Origin of the sequence: Pseudomonas parakoreensis (assembly GCF_021602155.1) — a bacterium.
In the GTDB taxonomy this organism is placed as follows: domain Bacteria; phylum Pseudomonadota; class Gammaproteobacteria; order Pseudomonadales; family Pseudomonadaceae; genus Aquipseudomonas; species Aquipseudomonas parakoreensis.
On sequence record NZ_BQHY01000008.1, the window covers coordinates 63600 to 81305 of the forward strand.

At 59.9% G+C, this 17706-nt stretch carries 17 protein-coding genes and 1 pseudogene; 11 read left to right on the forward strand and 7 right to left on the reverse strand.

The window, feature by feature from the left end:
- Nucleotide 1: 1 nt before the first annotated feature.
- From L6D63_RS14070 to L6D63_RS14080, 3 genes are read right to left on the reverse strand one after another with little or no spacing between them, the layout of a single operon-like run.
- On the reverse strand, nucleotides 2-328 hold the full coding sequence (locus tag L6D63_RS14070) for a DUF3325 domain-containing protein (protein ID WP_131671474.1): 327 nt from the start codon (nucleotides 326-328) through the stop codon (nucleotides 2-4).
- Nucleotides 328-1914, reverse strand: a complete 1587-nt coding sequence (locus L6D63_RS14075) for a PepSY-associated TM helix domain-containing protein (RefSeq protein WP_131671473.1) — start codon at nucleotides 1912-1914, stop codon at nucleotides 328-330. Before L6D63_RS14075 ends, L6D63_RS14070 begins: the two co-directional genes overlap by 1 nt.
- Nucleotides 1911-2216 carry a DUF3649 domain-containing protein gene (locus tag L6D63_RS14080; protein ID WP_041073980.1) on the reverse strand — a complete coding sequence of 102 codons (306 nt, stop codon included), beginning with the start codon at nucleotides 2214-2216 and terminating at the stop codon, nucleotides 1911-1913. The genes L6D63_RS14075 and L6D63_RS14080 overlap by 4 nt, the downstream gene beginning before the upstream one ends.
- A gap of 179 nt (nucleotides 2217-2395) precedes the next feature.
- On the opposite strand from L6D63_RS14080, the gene L6D63_RS14085 reads away from it, so the two are divergent.
- The 3 genes from L6D63_RS14085 (at nucleotide 2396) to fecA (ending at nucleotide 6355) form a co-directional block, all read left to right on the forward strand.
- Entirely contained in the window at nucleotides 2396-2884 is a 489-nt protein-coding gene (locus L6D63_RS14085) for a sigma-70 family RNA polymerase sigma factor (protein WP_131671472.1), read from the forward strand.
- A complete protein-coding gene (locus tag L6D63_RS14090) occupies nucleotides 2881-3813 on the forward strand; it encodes a FecR domain-containing protein (protein ID WP_131671471.1) in 933 nt (310 codons plus the stop codon). Before L6D63_RS14085 ends, L6D63_RS14090 begins: the two co-directional genes overlap by 4 nt.
- Nucleotides 3814-4021: 208 nt before the next feature.
- Complete coding sequence (gene fecA, locus L6D63_RS14095; protein WP_131671470.1) at nucleotides 4022-6355, forward strand: TonB-dependent Fe(3+) dicitrate receptor FecA; 2334 nt, start codon at nucleotides 4022-4024, stop codon at nucleotides 6353-6355.
- A 112-nt stretch (nucleotides 6356-6467) separates the two neighbouring features.
- Here fecA and L6D63_RS14100 read toward each other — a convergent pair whose 3' ends face one another.
- A complete protein-coding gene (locus L6D63_RS14100) occupies nucleotides 6468-6872 on the reverse strand; it encodes an HPF/RaiA family ribosome-associated protein (RefSeq protein WP_007968091.1) in 405 nt (134 codons plus the stop codon).
- 200 nt (nucleotides 6873-7072) lie between these two features.
- Nucleotides 7073-8020 (reverse strand): LysR substrate-binding domain-containing protein, encoded by a 948-nt coding sequence (locus tag L6D63_RS14105; RefSeq protein ID WP_047291811.1) that lies wholly within the window; start codon nucleotides 8018-8020, stop codon nucleotides 7073-7075.
- Nucleotides 8021-8155: 135 nt separating this feature from the next.
- Here L6D63_RS14105 and L6D63_RS14110 point away from each other — a divergent pair, with 135 nt between their 5' ends.
- The 3 genes from L6D63_RS14110 (at nucleotide 8156) to L6D63_RS14120 (ending at nucleotide 11541) form a co-directional block, all read left to right on the forward strand.
- On the forward strand, nucleotides 8156-9532 hold the full coding sequence (locus L6D63_RS14110) for an L-serine ammonia-lyase (protein WP_131671469.1): 1377 nt from the start codon (nucleotides 8156-8158) through the stop codon (nucleotides 9530-9532).
- A gap of 86 nt (nucleotides 9533-9618) precedes the next feature.
- Nucleotides 9619-10920, forward strand: a complete 1302-nt coding sequence (locus L6D63_RS14115) for an HAAAP family serine/threonine permease (RefSeq protein WP_131671468.1) — start codon at nucleotides 9619-9621, stop codon at nucleotides 10918-10920.
- 303 nt (nucleotides 10921-11223) lie between these two features.
- Nucleotides 11224-11541 carry a DUF3509 domain-containing protein gene (locus L6D63_RS14120; RefSeq protein WP_047291805.1) on the forward strand — a complete coding sequence of 106 codons (318 nt, stop codon included), beginning with the start codon at nucleotides 11224-11226 and terminating at the stop codon, nucleotides 11539-11541.
- Here L6D63_RS14120 and L6D63_RS14125 read toward each other — a convergent pair.
- Nucleotides 11538-12038 (reverse strand): phosphate-starvation-inducible protein PsiE, encoded by a 501-nt coding sequence (locus tag L6D63_RS14125; protein ID WP_003221775.1) that lies wholly within the window; start codon nucleotides 12036-12038, stop codon nucleotides 11538-11540. The two genes, L6D63_RS14120 and L6D63_RS14125, sit on opposite strands and share 4 nt — an antisense overlap.
- A 323-nt stretch (nucleotides 12039-12361) precedes the next feature.
- Nucleotides 12362-13081 (reverse strand): autoinducer binding domain-containing protein, encoded by a 720-nt coding sequence (locus L6D63_RS14130; protein WP_095667466.1) that lies wholly within the window; start codon nucleotides 13079-13081, stop codon nucleotides 12362-12364.
- Nucleotides 13082-13236: 155 nt separating this feature from the next.
- Here L6D63_RS14130 and L6D63_RS14135 point away from each other — a divergent pair, with 155 nt between their 5' ends.
- From L6D63_RS14135 to L6D63_RS14155, 5 genes and pseudogenes are all read left to right on the forward strand, one after another.
- Nucleotides 13237-13791: an acyl-homoserine-lactone synthase gene (locus L6D63_RS14135; protein ID WP_047291800.1), complete on the forward strand. Its 555-nt coding sequence runs from the start codon at nucleotides 13237-13239 to the stop codon at nucleotides 13789-13791.
- Nucleotides 13792-13929: 138 nt separating this feature from the next.
- Nucleotides 13930-15174 (forward strand): AfsA-related hotdog domain-containing protein, encoded by a 1245-nt coding sequence (locus L6D63_RS14140; RefSeq protein WP_131671467.1) that lies wholly within the window; start codon nucleotides 13930-13932, stop codon nucleotides 15172-15174.
- Nucleotides 15171-16319: an oxidoreductase gene (locus tag L6D63_RS14145; protein ID WP_047291796.1), complete on the forward strand. Its 1149-nt coding sequence runs from the start codon at nucleotides 15171-15173 to the stop codon at nucleotides 16317-16319. Before L6D63_RS14140 ends, L6D63_RS14145 begins: the two co-directional genes overlap by 4 nt.
- Before the next feature lie 13 nt (nucleotides 16320-16332).
- Entirely contained in the window at nucleotides 16333-17103 is a 771-nt protein-coding gene (locus L6D63_RS14150) for an SDR family NAD(P)-dependent oxidoreductase (RefSeq protein ID WP_131671466.1), read from the forward strand.
- Between the two features lie 188 nt (nucleotides 17104-17291).
- Nucleotides 17292-17546 (forward strand): annotated as a pseudogene (locus tag L6D63_RS14155) (YebG family protein); the annotation flags it as partial.
- Between the last annotated feature and the right edge of the window lie 160 nt (nucleotides 17547-17706).

Here is a 17706-nt window from a genome sequence, read left to right on the forward strand (position 1 = left end):
CTCAGCACCGCGCCCAGGCGGCGACCGGACTGGCGAGCAGGCTCAACCCGGCCAGTGCGAGTGCCAGACGTGGCCGATAGGGCAGCAACAACACCAACGCCAAGGCGCTGAGCATGAGCACCGCGAACCAGTCGACCAGACCGAAACCCCAGCCGCTCGCCCCGACAGCTGCCCAGAGCGAAAGCCCGAGCAACAGCCACCCGGCGAGTTGCAGAACCCGTGCACGTCGGGCCGAGGGTTTGTTGCCGAGCAGCTCATCGTGATGCCGAGGCATCGACAGACACAACGCGCTGAACCCGGCATAGCACAGCAACAACGCCAGCAACATCAGCTCACCTCCTGCTCAAGCGTGATCGGCCGCGGCTTTTCGCGGGGAGTTTTTTTCACGCTGACGGCGCTGCCGGCACGCTGCATTTTCCAGGCGGCCCAACCAAGGAACAGGCCTGCGCCCAGGCACGTCAGATCGAAACCCGCCAGCGTCCAGTCGCCTTGCGCCAGCGTTACGCCGAGACTCCATGGCGTGGCCAGATTGATCAGTGGCACCGCGATAAACAGCACGGCAGCCAGCCCCAGCTGTTCGACCCAGGCCGTTCGCCCCTTGCGCAGCAGCGCATGCACCACGCTCAAGGCCCAGGCGATAAAAAACGCATTCACTTCTTGATCGGCGCGCCCGGCCAGGTCCGCCGGCAACAGGCGATTGGCCAAAAAGAACACCGCCACCGCCACCACCAGCCCGGTCATGCTGGCGATGTTCAGCACCTCCACCACGCGCAATTCGAATGGAAGCACACCGCTTTTGGCATGTTTGAGCTGGCGCTTGCCGAGCCAGATCACCAGCCCGGTGCCGATCATCGCGGTACTCGCCAGACCGCAGATGAAGTACAGCCAACGCAGGATCGGGCCGGCGAAATGACCGATGTGCAAACCGTAGAAACCACTGGCGATCGTCATCGGCAGCGGCTTGTCGGGCGTGGCGCCGAGCATCTGCCCGGTGACGCCGTTGAAGGTCAGGTTGCTGCCGTACTCATAGGCGATCCGGTCGGAACTCGCGCGCGACAGTTGCACCGTGGCATTGGCGTCGCCGGGGTTGATGACGCTGACCCGCGCCGTATGCCCCCCCGCCCACTGCTCGCTCGCCCGTACCAATAAGGGTGCCAGCGGTGGCAGCGAACTCGCTTGAGCGGCGCGTTGCGGGGTTGGCGTTTCGGGAAACATCTCTTGGTAAAACGCTTCGCGATCAGTGCCGTAGGACGCCAGAATGCTGGCCGGCATGACCATCGCCATGAAAATCACCAGGCTGCTGTAAGTGATCATCAGATGAAACGGCAGCACCAGCACGCCGACCGCATTATGCCCGTCGAGCCATGAACGCTGGCCTTTGCGCGGGCGAAAGGTGAAGAAGTCTTTGAAGATTTTCTTGTGGGTGATGATGCCAGTGATCAGCGCAATGAACATTACCATCGCGGCCGTCGTCGCCAGCCAGCGGCCCCACGGATACGGCATTTGCAGCTGGAAATGGAAGCGGTAGAAGAACTCGCCGCCCCGGCTGTCCCGGGCCTTTATTTCTGCACCGGTCTGCGCATCGAGCGTTTTTTGCGTGAAACCTCCGCGCTTGCCGGCTTCGACCGGTGTGTTTTGCCAACGCACAGTCAACGCAGGATCACGGGCATTCGGCAAATCAATCAACCAACGCGAAGCAGCCGGCGCGTGCTGCTGCAGATAGCCTTGCGCCAGGCTCAGGCTGTTCGCTGAATCGATGGCGTGCACGGGAATTTCCGGCTGCATCCAGTGGCTGATTTCAGCCTTGAAATAGGCCAGCGTTCCGCTCAGGAAAATCGCAAACAGCAGCCAGCCAAACACCAGTCCCGTCCAGGTATGCAGCCAGGCCATCGACTGACGAAAGCCCTCCTTCATGCGTAGCCCAAGCCCCGCGCGGCGCCGGATACCGTCGCCAGAATCACGCTGGGCACCAGCAGACCGACCCACGCCGACCACGCCGTGCGACAGGCGAAGCACCAGAGCACCGCAACCAGATAAACCAGAAAGGAAATGGTCATGCCGGTCACCACCGCTTCGGCACGACTCAACGGTAGCCACAGCGTCAGGGCGACACTGGCCAGCGCCGCAACCAGATAGCCGCCGAACACCGCCGCCAGCACCCGCGAGGTGATGGCCAGACGATAGGACATGGGAAGTGAGGCGAGTTTGCCTTTCATGTTTCGACCCTGAAACGAAAAAACGTCCAGCCGATAAAGCCGAACCAACAGGCGAGCAATATTAATGATAAATATTCTCATACGCAAAAGCATCTGATTGCCGGGCAGCGCTGCACACCCCTACAATGCGAACAGTTCTTGTTCTCTAACGCATCGATCATGCGCCCGGAGTAATACCCTTGTCGTCCGCCCATCCCGTCGAATCGCTCTACCTTGACCACCACAGCTGGCTCACCGGCTGGTTGCGGCGCAGACTCGGCTGCCCGGACAGCGCCGCAGATCTGGCCCAGGACACCTTCATTCGTGTGCTCAGCGCCCGCGAATCTGCAGCGATCATCGAACCGCGCGCCTTTCTCACCACCCTCGCCAAACGCGTGCTGTTCAATCATTACCGTCGCCAGGATCTGGAACGCGCCTACCTCGAGACCCTGGCGCAGATGCCGGAAATGCTTGCGCCGTCGGAAGAAGACAAAGCGATCATCCTGCAAACCCTGATCGAACTGGATCAGTTGCTCGACGGCTTGCCGCGCCTGGTCAAACGCGCCTTTCTGCTGGCGCAGGTTGATGGCCTGACCTATCCGCAAATCGCCGCCGCACTGGGCATCTCCGTAGCCACAGTCAAACGTCATCTGCACAAAGCCGCCCTGCGCTGCTACTTCGCCCTATGAACCGCGTCCCGGATTTCTCTGCGCAGGTGGCCGAACAGGCCGTGCACTGGCTGATGGAAATGCAGCAGGGGTCGCTCTCCCCGCGCCAGCAACACGCCTGGCAGCAATGGCTGGACGCCCACAGCGAACACCGTCGGGCGTGGGAGCACATGCAGCGGGTCAACCAGCGCTTGCGCGGTGTTTCTTCGCCATTGGCCCATGCCGCGTTGAACGGGCCGAAGTCCTCCAGCCGCCGTCAGGCGCTCAAATTGCTGCTGCTTCTCGGTGCCGGTTCCGCCGTCACCTGGGGCATGCGCGAGCACAATCCGCTGCCGGCACTGCTCGCCGATTACCGCAGCCCGCTGGGTCAGCGTCGCAAGGTGACGCTGGGTGCGGGCAGCCAGTTGCAGCTCAACACCGCCAGTGCAGCGGACGTGGACAGCACGCAACGACTGATCCGTCTGCTGGAAGGCGAGATCCTCCTGAGCACCACGCAAGCGTTCGAAGTGCGCACGGCGCAAGGCACTCTGCAAACCCTGGCGGCACGCCTCAACGTGAGGCAGTTCGCCGATCGCACGCAGGTGGCAGTGTTTGAGGGTCAAGTGGAGTTGAATGCCCAAGGGCGTGCGCCGATGTTATTGCCCATCGCCCGTCAGCTGAGCTTCAGCGCCACCTCGATCAGCGAAGCCAGGCCACTGGACGCCAACAGCGGCGCCTGGGCCGACGGCATGTTGATCGCCGCGCACATGCGCCTGGGCGACTTCCTTGAAGAGCTCGGGCGCTACCGGCGCGGCCAGTTGCATTGCGATGCAAAAGTGGCCGATCTGCTGATCTCCGGGACTTATCCACTGGACGACAGCGAGCGGATTCTGGATCTGCTTCAAGTCAGTCTGCCGGTGAACGTGCGGCGGTTTACCCGCTATTGGGTGAGCGTCGAAGCGCGGGTTTAAAAAAAAACTGTGGCGAGGGAGCTTGCTCCCGCTGGCCTGCGCAGCAGGGCCTCAATACAGGGGCGGCTTCGCGCCCCAACGGGAGCAAGCTCCCTCGCCACAAAAATCAGTCATTCAAAAAATATTCGTAAACCATGAGCCGTTTTTCAGATCTGGCGTGACAGAGAAGGAAAGCCCCCTTGATTCAACCTTCTCAGGATCAACCTTCATGCACCCCACCCGCCTCACGCCACTGGCCCGCCGCCTGCGCAACCTCGTACTGGGCGCCAGCCTGAGCTTCAGCGCTCTGCCCGCCGCGATGGCCGCCGAAACCAAGGTTTACCACATCGCCCCGGCGTCGCTGGAAAATGCCCTCAACCAGTTTGGTCGTGAAGCCGGCGTGCTGATCTCCTTCGGTTCGCAGATCACCCGCGGCGTGCAAAGCCGTGGCCTGGAAGGCAGCTACACCGCCGCCCAAGGTCTCGATGCACTGCTCGAGGGCACCGGCCTGCAAGCCCGCGCCGAAGGTACCAACGCGTTCAGCCTGCAACCGGTCGGCGACACCGCGCTGGAGCTGGACGCCTCGAAAGTCGTCGGTGACTGGCTCGGTGACGCGGCGCAGGTCAACGTGTTCGAGCATCCGGGCGCCCGCGACGTGATCCGCCGTGAAGACTTCGAACGCCAAGGCGCGACCCAGGCGCGCGATGTACTCAACCGCATCCCCGGGGTCAACGCGCCGGAAAACAACGGCACCGGCAGCCACGACATGGCGCTGAACTTTGGCATTCGCGGTCTTAACCCGCGCCTGGCGGCGCGCTCGACGGTACTGATGGACGGCATTCCCGTGCCGTTCGCCCCTTACGGCCAGCCACAGTTGTCGTTTGCGCCGATCAGCATGGGCAACATGGACGCGGTGGATGTGGTGCGTGGCGGCGGCGCGGTGCGTTACGGCCCGCAAAACGTCGGCGGTGTGGCCAACTTCGTGACCCGCGCCATCCCCGATGAGCCGACGGTCAAGGGTGGGTTCCAGACAGAAACCAGTCCGTCGTCGAGCCATGACGGCTTCAAGACCAGCGCCAATCTGCTGGCCGGCGGCACCAATGCCAACGGTCTGGGCGGCGCGTTGCTGTATTCCGGGACTCGCGGTGGCGACTGGCGTGAACACAGCGACAGCGAGATCGACGACCTGATTCTCAAGGGTAAATACCAGTTCGACGAGGCCAACAGCTTCAACGCCATGGCCCAGTATTACGAAGGCAAGGCCGACATGCCCGGTGGCCTGAGCGTCGCCGATTACGACGCCGATCCGTACCAGTCGACGCGCCTGAAAGACCAGTTCTGGGGTCGCCGCACAATGTTCAACTTCGGCTATCGCTATCAGGAAGATCGCCGCGAATTCACCGCCAACACCTTCTTCACCAAAACCTTGCGCAGCGGTTATCTGGATCAGGGCAGCTTTCTCTCGCTGTCGCCGCGCGAGTATTGGGTACGCGGTTTCGAAACGCGCTTCGCCCAAGGTTTTGATCTCGGCCCGACCAGCCATGAAGTCGGCGTCGGTTATCGCTACATCAACGAGGCTGGCCACGAGTTGCGCTATCGCACGCCGATCAGCAGCAACCAATACCCGACCACTAACAGCCGCAACGACCGCGACACCCGCGGTGGCACCGAAGCCAATGCGTTGTTCGTCGACGATCGCATCGACATCGGCAAATGGACCATCACCCCGGGCGTGCGCTACGAGATGATCGAGTCGCAGCAGACCAACAACCTGACCAACGTCAAATACCAAGGCGACTACAACACCGCGCTGCCGGCACTGAACGTGCTGTATCACCTGACTGACAGCTGGAATCTGTACGCCAACACCGAAGGCTCGTTCGGCAGCGTGCAGTACAGCCAGATGCCTAACCGCGTGAGCAGCGGCGAAGTGAAACCGGAGAAGGCTCGCACCTGGGAACTCGGCACCCGTTACGACAACGGTGCATTGCGCGCGGAGATCGGTGCATTTCTGATCAACTTCGACAACCAATACGAAAGCAACCAGACCAATGATTCAGTGATCGCCCGTGGCGAGACCCGCCATCAGGGAATCGAGACCAGCGTCAATTACGCACTGGATGACTTGAGCCCGGCACTGGCCGGTTTCGATGTGTACGCCACTTATGCCTATGTCGACGCGACCATCCGCGAAGACGGGCCGAACAAGGGCAACCGCGTACCGTTCTCCTCGAAACACAAAGGCACAATTGGCGTCGGTTACACCGAAGGGCCGTGGAAGCTCAACGTTGACAGCAGCTTCCAGAGCGACCAGTTCGCCGACAACGCCAACACCTCCAAGGAAAGTGCCGACGGCAGCACCGGCAAAATCCCCGGCTACATGCTGTTCAGCAGCCGCGCCGGTTACGACTTCGGCCCGCAACTGTCGGATCTGAACGTGGCAGTGGGGGTGAAGAACATCTTCAACACGCAGTACTTCACCCGCTCGTTTGACGACAACAACAAGGGCAAGTACGTCGGTGAACCGCGCACGGTGTATGTACAAACGTCTGTAGCTTTCTAAAAGAACTGTGGCGAGGGAGCTTGCTCCCTCGCCACACTGCTCAGCAACACAAACAAAAACGGGCCTGCTTGCGCAGGCCCGTTCTCATGGGGTGGCTTGAAGAATCAGCGCATCAACTGTTGATCGCTGCCTGTTCGTTCTCCAGAAACTCTTCTTCCAGCAGTGCGTCATTCGCCTTGCTGAATGGCACGATGGCGGCGCGGGGTTTGCCCCGCAGTTTGCCAAACAGGTGCTCCAGCGCATGTTCCAGTTTTTCGGCTGCACCGTCGATCGCCTGTTCCAGCGAATCGGCTTTATGGGTGACGGAAATCGGTTGATGGCCTTTTGGCCGCGCTTCCAGTTGGCAGCGCAAGTCATGGGGACCTGGTTTGTCGCCGTTCTCGTCGCTCAGGTGGACTTCGACACGGGTCAGGTCTTCTTCATAACGGTCGAGCGTGCTCTCAATGGTTGTACGTACCCACTCCTCCAGTCGTTTACTGCTTTGAATATGGTTATCGCTGTTGACTTGGATTTGCATAGTTCATCCCTTATTTCAGCTAGCTCGCGAGAGGCCTTGAATTGAATTTCCTGACCCCTTGGTTACAACAATCGGCCCGACTGACGAACATTTCAACCCCTGAAAAAAGATAAATATTCATTCGCAAAAAAAGCCGGACAACCGAGCAAGTCACTGGTAAGGTCGGGAGTTGGGTTGCCTCGCAACCCTGCAAAATCTGCTCATAATTGCCCGTCGTTCAACGGATGCAAACTGCGGAAAATCCCCGCTTCCTCCACCAGCCAGTCATGCACTGCGCGCACGCCCGGATGGCTCAACGCCCCCGGCGCATAGAGCAATACATAGCGCTTGTGGTTAGGCACCGACAGCCCGAACGGCACGATCAACGTCCCGCGCTCCAGCTCATCGTTGAGCAACGTGCGCCGGGCAATCGCCACGCCCATACCGGCGATAGCCGCTTCGATGGTCAGGTGATTGCGATTGAACGTGTGCCCCCGCCGCACGTCGGCGCCTTCAAAGCCAATCGCATTCAGATAGAACTCCCACTCCGCGTATTCATAACTGCCGCGCCAGGCGGTGATGTCGTGCAACAACGGGAAATGCACCAGATCCGCCGGCCCATGCAGCGGCGGGCGCCCGCGCAACAGGCTCGGCGCACACACCGGAAAAATCTGCTCATCGAGCAAGGCTGTGGATAACAGCCCCGGATAGCTGCCGTCGTTCAGATCGATCGCCAAATCGAAGTCACCCTCGTGCAACGGCACGCTGCTGTCCTCGGCCACCAGCCGTAACTGGATGTCCGGATAGCGCTGTTGCAGGCGCGGCAGACGCGGAGTCAGCCATTTGCTCAGGAACGACGGAATCGAACGCACGCGCAAAATCCCGCTGATCATCCCGGCATCCAGACGACGCAATTCAGCATCGATGTTGCCGTAGGCCTCATTGACGGTGATGGCCAGCCGCTGGCCTTCCGCACTCAACTCGACACCCCGCGCCCGGCGATGAAACAGGCGAAAGCCCAGACGCTCTTCCAGCTGGCGAATCTGCTGACTGACCGCCCCCGGGGTGATGTGCAGCTCTTCCGCGCAACGGGTGAACGACAGGTGCCGCGCGGCACAGGAAAACACCTGCAGCCAGACGTAGGTCTGGGCGTGCAATTGACGACTCATCGTTTAGTCCTGCTAAAGGCTTTCTTAGGAAGTTTCGTTGGTCACGTAGGACCGAGGTAGGCAGTATCGCCGACATTGCGCTTGTCCTACAAAAAATGGCAGCGATTCCTACTCCATTGCTTGTAAGGGTTTAGCATGGCTATCAGTGTTTTTGATCTATTCAAAGTCGGCATCGGTCCGTCCAGTTCCCACACCGTCGGCCCGATGCGCGCTGCTGCGACCTTCGCCCAGGCGCTGATCGAGCACCGCCTGCTCAACGATGTGCGTCGGGTGGAAATCCGTTTATACGGCTCGTTGTCGGCCACCGGCGTCGGCCACGCCACCGACCGCGCCACCGTCATGGGCCTGATGGGCGAATGGCCGGACAGCATTGATCCCTCGACCATCGACCTACGCATCCAGCAACTGCGCGAAAGCGGCCTGTTGCTTCTGGCCGGTCAGAGAGAAATTTCCTTCAACTGGCAGCACGATCTCCTGCTGCTGGACCAAAGCCTGCCCTACCACCCCAACGCCATGTCGCTGACAGCCTTTGGCGAAAGCGCCGAGCTGTTCACGCAAACGTACTACTCGATTGGCGGCGGTTTCATCATCGAAGCGGCGGAAGCCGAGTCCGGTGTGGCGCCGGCCGGCGACGTGGTGTTGCCGTACGATTTTTCCAGCGCCGCCGAATTGCTCAGCCTGTGCAAGCAGTACAACTTGCGCGTGTCGGAGCTGATGATGGCCAACGAACGGGCCTGGCGCAGTGACGCTGAAATCCGTAACGGTTTGCTGCACATCTGGTCGGTGATGCGCGAGTGCGTCGAACAGGGCCTGCGCCACGAAGGCGTCCTCCCCGGCGGCCTGAATGTGCCGCGCCGGGCGGCGAAACTGCACCGCAGCCTGCTGGAAATCGGCAAGCCGAACGTGATCAGTTCAACGCTGTCGGCGATGGAGTGGGTCAACCTATTCGCCCTTGCCGTTAACGAAGAGAACGCGGCCGGCGGGCGCATGGTGACCGCGCCGACCAATGGCGCGGCCGGGATCATTCCGGCGGTGCTGCACTACTACATGAAATTCAACCCGGACGCGTCTGACGATGACGTGGTCGCGTTCTTCATGGGCGCCGCCGCTGTCGGCATTCTGTGTAAGAAAAATGCCTCGATCTCCGGCGCTGAAGTCGGCTGCCAGGGCGAGGTCGGTTCGGCCTGTGCGATGGCCGCGGCGGGCCTCGCTGAAGTGCTGGGTGCGACTCCGGAACAACTGGAAAACGCCGCCGAAATCGGCCTGGAACACAACCTCGGCCTGACCTGCGACCCGGTCGGCGGCCTGGTGCAGGTGCCGTGCATCGAGCGCAATGCCATCGCCGCCGTGAAGGCGATCAATGCCACACAAATGGCCCTGCGCGGCGACGGCAAACACTTTATTTCTCTCGACCGGGTGATCCGCACCATGCGCGACACCGGCGCCGACATGCACGACAAATACAAAGAGACTTCACGGGGCGGCCTGGCTGTGAACTGGGTGGAATGCTGACGCGCATTCCCTGACCGCCCCGGCAGGCCGCAACTTGCGGCCTGCCAACCGTGAGCCCGAGCAAAAATAATAACGAGGCAAAAACGATGACCGATGTACGTACACCTGCTGCCGAAAATCCCGCTGTAGATCGCACACGCAACACCGACGTTGCCCACAAGGGCTGGAGCAAATCCGACACCACCTGGATGCTCGGTCTGTACGGCACCGCGATTGGTGCCGGCACATTGTTCCTGCCTATCAATGCCGGCGTCGGCGGTTTCTGGCCGTTGCTGATTCTGGCGCTGCTGGCCTTCCCGATGACCTTCTTCGCCCACCGAGGCCTGACCCGCTTCGTGCTGTCCGGGCGTTCCGGCGACATCACCGAAGTCGTCGAAGAACACTTCGGTATCGGCGCCGGCAAGCTGATTACCCTGCTGTATTTCTTTGCGATTTTTCCGATCCTGCTGGTGTACAGCGTGGCGCTGACCAACACCCTGAGCAGTTTTCTCGAACACCAGTTGCACATCGCCCCGCCACCACGGGCAATCCTGTCGCTGGTGCTGATCCTCGGCCTGATGGCGATCGTGCGCTGCGGCCAGAACGTGATCGTCAAAGCCATGAGCGTGCTGGTTTACCCGTTCGTCGCCGCGCTGCTGTTACTCGGCCTCAGTCTGATTCCGAACTGGAACGGCGCGTTCTTCGCCAGCGCTCAAGAGGCAATGCCGCTGTCGACGTTCCTCAAGACCCTGTGGCTGGCGATCCCGGTGATGGTGTTCTCGTTCAACCACTCGCCGATCATCTCCGCCTTCGCGGTCGATCAGAAACAGCGTTACGGCGCGGAGGCCGAACGCAAGAGCAGCGGCATCCTCGCCATGGCCCACGGCATGATGGTGGTGACGGTGATGTTCTTCTGCTTCAGTTGCGTACTGGCGCTATCGCCGGCCGATCTTGCAGCAGCGAAGGCGCAGAACATATCGATCCTGTCGTACCTGGCCAACCACTTTCAGACCCCGGTCATCGCTTACGCCGCACCGCTGATTGCGCTGGTGGCGATCACCAAATCCTTCCTCGGCCACTACATCGGCGCCAGCGAAGGCTTTCAGGGCATGATCGTCAAGAGTTTGCGGGGCCGTGGCAAAGTGATGTCGGCGAGCTGGCTGAACCGTGCGACCGCGCTGTTCATGATCCTCAGTTGCTGGGCCGTCGCCACCTTCAACCCGAGCATTCTGGGCATGATCGAAACCCTCGGCGGGCCGGTGATTGCCTGCCTGTTGTTCCTGATGCCGATGTACGCCATCCGCCGGGTGCCAGCCTTGCGCCAGTACTCGGGACAGGCCTCCAACGTGTTCGTGGTGCTGATCGGCCTGATTGCACTGTCGGCGATCATCTACTCGGTTCTGCCCTGAAACGGGCCATAAATGACAAAGGCGAGCCATGGGCTCGCCTTTTTTATGCCGTATCCATTGTCCAACAATTTTCCCGGCACAGCCCTTGCTATGACCTGTGCAGGAGCTGACGAGTGCAACGAGGCTGCGATCTTTTGATCTTCATGACCGAAGTCAAAGCAGCACAGATCAAAAGATCGCAGCCTGCGGCAGCTCCTACATAAGCAACAACACAGGCCACGGAATGGCCGATGGTCCGGTATGGCGAACCAACCCGATCACGGCCGGTCAACAACTGCACGTTCAATCAGGCGGTGACGCATCATGGACAACCCTTTTCAGATCATTACCGATGCCTTCGCGCCGGACTATCAGATCAACCTGAGCATTCAAGGACTGGACGGCAGCATCATGCTGACCCTGTCCAACAGCGGCCGAATCGTCGCCAAACGGATGATCAGCGCCGAACAGCGCAACGACCCGTTACGGCTCAAGCGGCTGGTGCAAAGCATTCAATTCGGCATCGCCATCGAACAGGGCCACAGTGCCATGGCGATCCTCGAAGCGATGACCAGCGGCGACGGGTTGCCCCCGCCACCGCAGCAGAACAATGGCCAGCCTCGGCCGTCGATGGGCCTTTAAAGCTCACCCTTCTCGATCTCGGGGTGTTCACCGGAACCGGCGCCGAGTTTGCGTTGCGGTTTTTCGATCTTCACCGACGGGAATTGCGACGAGGCGTAGCGCACCACCAGAATCGAGAACGCCAGCAGCAGAATGCCGCCGCACAGGTAGATGATGCCCATGTCCGGCGGATTGTGGTGCGAGACGTTGGAGATCAGCAGGCGGGTCAGCGCAGTGATCGCCACGTAGATCAGAAAGCGCACTGGCATGTGGTTGGTCTTGAAGTAAATCCCGACCATTGCGCCCAGTTCCAGATAGATGAACAGCAACAGAATGTCATCGATCTTGATGTGGCCTTCTTCGAGCATGCCGAGAAATTCCATCACCGCCGCCCACGCGGTCACCGCACCGATGGCGAACAGTGCCAGGTAGTGGAAGGTCTCGACAAACAGGTTGCCCAGGGACTCGGCCAGTTGATGCACGTTTTGCCGCAATTTCTCGGCCCAGTTGATTTTCACGATGATGTTCCTTAGCCCGATGCGAGCGGATGATGCCGGTTGGACGTGACGGTTTTCCGTATGCGCTGTGCGCCATGCAGAAACGAGGCCACGCATCATGGCGAGACGGCATGAAACCTGCGCCGTGGCGTTTGGTCGCACCGTTGAACAGACACCGTCGACAGGAATGATTGTGACGATCCAACTAAAGTTTGTTGATAAGTTCGTTACACTGAAAAGGCATTATCTTATAAATGAAATATTATTAACCGGGTCATTCTGTGAACTCGCGCACACTCCCCCGGTAATTCACCAGTTAGTTATCGAATAAATTACTCGTGTAATTATTTCCAGAGCAGGCCCATCAGCGAAGCTTTAACGGCAGCAGCAATCTTGTTTTGGCAACCGAGTTTCTTCAAGCAATGGTTTATATGGAAGTTTACGGTCCTTTTGCTGATGCCGAGGATCACCGAAACATCGTCCGATGACTTTCCGTCAGCGGTCCATTGCAGAATTTCCTTTTCCCTTTGCGACAGTTCTATCGGTACCGGGATTACCGAATCGGCGCCGCGCATTTGCAGGCGCGTCAGGCCCAGATGGGTGATCTGGGCCAGCCATGAAAGCGCTGCCTGCTTGGTTTCGAGTTCCAGTGCGGTGATCGCTTCGCTGCCCCGGGCAAACGTCACCAGCCCTTGAGTTTCGCTGTTCAGCAGCGTCTGCCCCCAACCTTCGCAGATTCCATGAGCATGCGCTTCCTGCCAGAATTCGGGCGCCTGAGCCTTGAGTTCCGCGTCCCACAACACCGGTCTCACGCTGCGCATTGCGCGCATCACGTAAGGGTCGATGTCCAGGTAACGATTGGCGGAATAGGCAGCTTGCCAGGCCGGCGAATAGTTATTGGCGAGAAACAGGCAAGGTTTGGTGATGGGAAAAAGCCTGCGTGAACCATAGGCCACATAATCAAACTCCAACTGCCTGGCAACGGTCTTGATATTGTCGAACAACAACTCGACATCCGTTGCAGACATGGCGTTTTCCAACAGTTCAGCCTGCCAATATGACATAGAGATTCCTTTCCCACAGTTATTGCTGTCGGCCTCTTGCCAACATGCCTAGCATATTTCCAAATGTTTCCGCTAGCTGTCAAGGGTGACAGGTAGTCTGCGAGCGCAGTGTGCACTTTAATCGCCACCCAACCAATCACTAAACGGAATCTGTGATGGATTACTTGTCAGGACGTTATGACCAGTTGACGACAGTAAAGCGTCAACGCTTGGCTCAATATCGCTATCAGGTCTTTGTCGAACGCCTCGGCTGGCAATTATCAACACCGGACGATTTCGAGTTTGATCAGTTCGACCACAGCGGCACCCATTACATCGTTGCGCAAGAACAAGACGGCAACATCAAAGGTTGCGCACGCCTGTTGCCGACCACCCAGCCGTATTTGCTGAGTGAGGTGTTCACCGCGTTGCTCGGTGACCAGCCTGCACCGTGCGGTGATGACATCTGGGAGCTGTCGCGCTTCACCTCACTTGACCTCGATGCCGAGGGCGGCAAAAACGAACAAGTGATGTCCGACGAAAATACCGTCGGCCTGTTCATGGCCACGCTCGAGTACGCCCGAACCTGCGGTGTTTCACATCTGGTGTCGGTGTCCCCGATCGCCATCGGCCGCCTGCTCAAACGTGGCGGCATCGACTACAAATGGCTGGCACCGCCACAGGTCCTGGACAACCGAACCCTCGGCGCCTGCTACATCACGGTGCAGTAAAACTGTCCGACACGCGATAACAAAAAACACATCAACTGAAGCTGCTGACACGCGTCGAGCAGCACCTTTCGGTGTGGGTCGATTTCACGCCATGGATAGCAACTGCCTTAAACCAACGTTCAACACAGAGGGATGATCATGATCGACATGCACAGGAAAGTTGCCAAAGACATCGTCCACAAGGGCCACGACGACGATGTGCTGATTTACGACGCTCACCACTTGCTGCCGGCCTGGTTGCCTGCCGCCATCGTGCAACGGGCGAACCTTGATCCGGTGGATCTGGAGATAATCAATCAGGCCTATCGGCTGGACAGCGAGCGCCTGGTGCTGCGCTCACTGCCAACCATCATCGACCTGCAGGCGCTCGAACAGGCGGGCCTGTCCGACTGTCTACCGGAGCTGCTGACGAATTACGAAAAGACCACCGACCACCTGATCCTCAGCGGCGTCTGGGTGCTGGAAAGCACCGAAGCCAAACTGGCTCGACTGCCCGGTTGCGACAACGGCCTGAGCCTCGATCAGCGCCGGCAGGTGCATGATGTCCTGAAAACCCTGGACGGCTGCCCGCAGCAGGGTCTGCTGTATTTCACCCTGTTCAACGACACCGCCAATTACTTTTTCTACCGCAAGCACCACGAGCACGTGCCGGGCCTGATGCTGATCGAAGCGGCACGCCAAGCGATGTATGCACAGTTCTACGAGCACAGCGGTTACGCCCGCGGCGAGGTGTCGATTTCCATCGTTGATCTGCTGTCGAGTTTTCCCCGTTACACCGAGTCTTCGTTTCAGGTGGATGTGCTGGTCGGCGACTACGAAGGCATGGCGCAGCCACGGGCGCGCAAGGTCGACAAGCGTGCGCGCTTCTTTCAGCGCGGCGAACTGGTGGCCGACATTCGCCTGCATGGCGAAGTGATCAAGATGCCGGTGTTCAAGCGCATGCGGAATATCAACATCGACCCGGCCTGCTGGTTCCGCCCGCTCAAGGGCATACGCCATGAAGTGCTGGTGCGCCTGGATTCCGGGCGTCACCTCTCCGCCCGTCTGGAGCTGCTGTCGATGGCCGGCCTGCAAGTGCAATGCGACAGCCCGCTCGACGCCTCCGAGCGCGGCCACGTTTACCTGTATCTGGAAAGCGAAGGGATGCTCAGTCTGCCGCTGCAATCGCTGCACGCCAGCGACGCGACAAAGGCCGGCACGCTCAAACTGCATCTGGCAGAGCTGGATTCGCCGTTGCGCTTCAAGTGGCGCGAAGTGCTCAAACAGTTCGCTTACTTCTCCCACGAAGAAACCGCTCCGGCCCCGGCGCCCGCTCTCGGACAACCGCTGTGGATGACCTTCGATCAGACCAGCGCAATGCCCGAACACAGGAAGGAAGCATGATGACGCGCTATCCCCACGTGCTGGAGCCGCTGCGGCTGGCCGGCGGGCTGGAGTTGCGCAATCGGCTGTTCTTCGCGTCGATGGGCGTGGACCTGGCCGATCACAGCGGGTGCGTGACACCCGCCATGATCGAGTTCTATCAGGGCATCATGGAGGGCGGCTGCTCCATGGCGTTTCTGTGCAACGCCACGGTCTCGCCGCAGTCACGCTTGCAGAGCACCGGGCTCGGCCTGTTCGAGGCGCATCAGGGTGAATCGCTCAGGGCGATGTTCGCCATGGCCGAGCAGGTCAACACGCCGGTGGGTGTACAACTGCAGCATTACGGTGGTCAAGGCACCACCACGCACACCGGCGTTGCCGTGTTGACCCCGAGCGGCGTGCCCTGCCCGCGCGTGTCGAAACTTGATCCGGATTATCGCGTGCGGATCATGGACGAAACCGACATCGCCCTGGTGATCGAGCAGTTCGCCCATTCCGCCTGGCTGGCCTGGACCAACGGCGCACGCCTGGTGCAGTTGCAGGCGTCCAACGGCTACCTGCTGAGCAGTTTTCTCTCGCCGCACACCAACAAGCGCACCGACCGCTATGGCGGCAGCGAAGAGAACCGCGCGCGGCTGTTGCTTGACGTGGTCAGGGCCATTCGCGAGCGCACCCAGGGCCAATTGATCGTCACCATTCGTCTGGGCATCGACGACCGTCTGGGCGCGGAAGGGCTGCAATATCCGGACATCAAGGAAACCGTGCAGGCACTCTGTCAGGCCGGCGTTGCCGCGCTGGAATGTTCGATGTGCATGGGTGCGACCTTCGGCCAGTTGATCGTGCACTCCGAGACCATGGACCACTACCTGCAAGCCGGCGTGCGGGCGATAAAGTCCGTGGCGACAGTGCCGGTGGGTTACGCCGGTTTCATCGACGGTCTGGACAAGGCCGAGCAGTTGCTGGCCGACGGCGTATGCGATTGGGTGGGCATGTCGCGGGCGCTGTTTGCCGACAACGACCTGATTAACAAAACCCTGCAGGGCCGCTCCGCCGATATCCACAAATGCCGGTGGGACAGCCAGTGCTTCAGCGACAAGAGCAATCCGCGACTGGATCGGGTGTATTGCTGCGTGAACCCGAAATATTTACGCCCCGCGTTGGCATAAGGAGATGCGACATATGTACGATTTTCTGGGAAAAGTATGCCTGGTCACCGGCGGCACCAGCGGCATTGGCGAGACCGTCAGCGAACGCCTGATCAAGGCCGGCGCCGAGGTGATCGTGTTCGGCCGGGACGAGGAAAAAGGCGCGGCGCTGGCCGATCGGCTGGGTGAACACTGCCGCTTCATCGCCTGCGATGTCGGGGATCCGGCGCAGGTCGAGCAGGCGTTCGCGAGCATTCGTTCGGCCTACGGCCGCCTCGATTGCGCGTTCAACAATGCCGGCGTGACCGCCAAGTACGGAGCGCTCGCGCAATCGTGCCCGGATGACTGGATGAAGGTGATGAACATCAACGTCAACGGCACCTACCACTGCATGCGCCATGAACTGCAACTGATGCTCGACCGCGGCACCGGGGCCATCGTCAACACCTCGTCCTGCGCCGGCGTGGTACCGATTGGCGGCCAAGTGGCCTATGTCGCCAGCAAGCAGGCGATCAACGGCATGACCCAAGTGGCGTCGATCGAAAATGCGCGGCTGGAAGACGGTGGCTGCATTCGCGTCAATGCGGTCGCCCCGGGACCGATCCTCGGCGGCATGAACAGCGAGGCACGCCTGAAAGCCGCACCGGAAAACACCCAACGCAAAATCAACGTGACGTCGATGAAACGCTTCGGCACGGCGGACGAAGTGGCCAACGCGGTGCTCTGGCTGCTCAGCGATCAATCCGCTTACGTCACGGGTGTGATCATGCCCATCGATGGGGGGTACGCCAGCGGCAAGTTCTGAAATCAAACAAACCAACGACCCGCCGCGTGCGGGTCGTTTTGTTTGAGGGGCGTGAATCAGGAAAATCGCCGAATCCGGTCTACATTGAAAAGCCACTACCCAAAGCGCAGGGATTCGCTTATCCTTTCGCTGTATATAAATACAGTAGTCGCTAAGACAACTAAATGTGAAGGCATGTGAGGTGGTGAATGGCCGTCGAAGTGGTATACCGCAGCAGCCGAGATCTGGAGCGCTTGTTCATGGATAAAGCCGAAGCTGACCGTCATGACAAAATGCTCGAACTGGCCGAGATGCTGTCCGAAGTGTTGCAAAAAGCCGTGCCGTCGCTGAACGAGCAACAGGTTGAAGAAGTCGGGATCTACATGGCGAAGAACCGCGATGTGTTTGCCAAGGCGTTCAAGAGCCAGCCTGATGCGCTGTCGGAGCTGATCAATGCACCGGCCGAGCCAGTGGCTGAAGAGACTGGACCGGCAGAATCCGATGAAGCGCCGGTCAAACCGGCAAAAGCGGCGAAAGCTGCCAAGTAACAACGTTTTAATCGAAAAGATCGCAGCCTGCGGCAGCTCCTACAGGGAATACGCATTCCATTGCAGGAGCTGCCGC